The sequence below is a fragment of the Larkinella sp. C7 genome, assembly GCF_006149005.1.
In the GTDB taxonomy this organism is placed as follows: domain Bacteria; phylum Bacteroidota; class Bacteroidia; order Cytophagales; family Spirosomataceae; genus Larkinella.
This window is the reverse complement of sequence record NZ_VBSL01000257.1, coordinates 1-334: the sequence shown is the minus strand read 5'-3', so window position 1 is coordinate 334 and position 334 is coordinate 1. Positions and strand designations below refer to the sequence as shown.

Below are 334 nucleotides of genomic sequence, written 5' to 3'. Positions count from 1 at the left end.
GATTTTTTAACTAACACTACGAGTAAAAATTCGTATTTTTATACCTAAAAACCGTCCTAAGAAATCTCCAATCATTTTAGATATTCATGGTGGAGGATTTGTTGCAGGCAGTATAGACCTTGATAATACAAGGTGTATAGCCTTGGCGGAGGCTGTCCCAGCAGTTGTGGTAGCTGTAGAATATCGTTTAAGCGGCAAAAATGGAGTTGCTTTTCCGCAACCTTTAGAGGATTGTTACGCTGCTTACGATTTTCTCCGTAAAAACGCAGATGAATTTGGAGCGGATCCTGATAAGATTGGCTTACATGGATCAAGTGCTGGGGGGACTTTAGCA

General features: G+C 40.7%; 1 protein-coding gene. It reads left to right on the top strand.

What is annotated here, in order from left to right:
* Positions 1–28: 28 nt before the first annotated feature.
* Positions 29–334 (top strand): alpha/beta hydrolase (locus FH871_RS35335; RefSeq protein ID WP_212768429.1); only part of this gene is annotated, 306 nt, incomplete at its 3' end.